At 59.8% G+C, this 906-nt stretch carries 1 protein-coding gene; it reads right to left on the bottom strand.

All coding sequences use genetic code 11. The annotated features are described in order from the left end of the window. Positions 1 to 517, bottom strand: a 517-nt coding sequence (locus ACXJKH_RS21360; protein WP_457322381.1) for a hypothetical protein, incomplete at its 3' end; no start/stop codon positions are given. Positions 518 to 906: the final 389 nt, after the last annotated feature.

The raw sequence follows: 906 nt of genomic DNA on the forward strand, positions 1-906 counted from the left end.
GTTTTCGGATGCTTCGAAGCCTCTCATTGATGCGCGCGAAACTTGTCACATCCTTCGTCCGGAGCTGGACGAGTGTTTCAGTGCTGAGCAAGACGAGCTGAGCGGCATCCTCAAATCCATCAAAGTGGACTTGAAGCTGCCAGAACGTCCTCTCGTCGTCAGGAAGTGCGGCGTATCTGTCGCAGGAGCCCTTGATTCCCACGGCCAACCCCAGTGCTGCGCAGGTGGCAACCAGATGTGCGCGTCGCGCCTTTGCCTCAGTCGCGCGTCGCTCTCGATATTCGCTGATGCGTTGATCGTGCCCTTCTTTGGCATACCTCCAGGCCCCGTAGCCGATCACCCATGTGCCCACAGCGGCGAGCCAATCGGCAACGCTACCGCTGTCAGGTATCTGAGTTCCGCCTGGCGCAGCAAAGAGGATCCAGCTCAGGACCCCGCTCAGAAGAGCGCCGGCGATGCCAGAGAGGACTGCATCGCTCCGCAACACGTAACGGAGTCTTTTCTTAGTAAAGCCCATGCCCCCCCCGTACCTTGGCCGTAGCGAATAGGGGGATTCTCGCATGACCCGGCCATAGCTCTGACCCGCCTGGCCGCCGCCTTGTTCGTCTCAATCGGGGTTAGGGCGCCTCGTTGGACCGCTGCTCCAATCGCGTGAGGAAGGCGCGACCCGCCCAATTCGTGATGCAGCCGTAGTCGCAAAGGCACGCGCCGAACTTCAGCCGGACCGGAATCGAATCCGGCACCTCGAAATCGAGGCGACCAAGCGTGGCGATCTGCTGGCCGATGCCGAGTTCGCCAAGCAGGCCGACCGCGACTACGCCATTGCGATGCTCGACCAGGAAGGCTGCCAGTCAATATGTAACATAATATACATTATGCGAAATGGTAGATCTGTCCCAGACACGC

The organism is Stenotrophomonas sp. P5_B8, assembly GCF_054049855.1.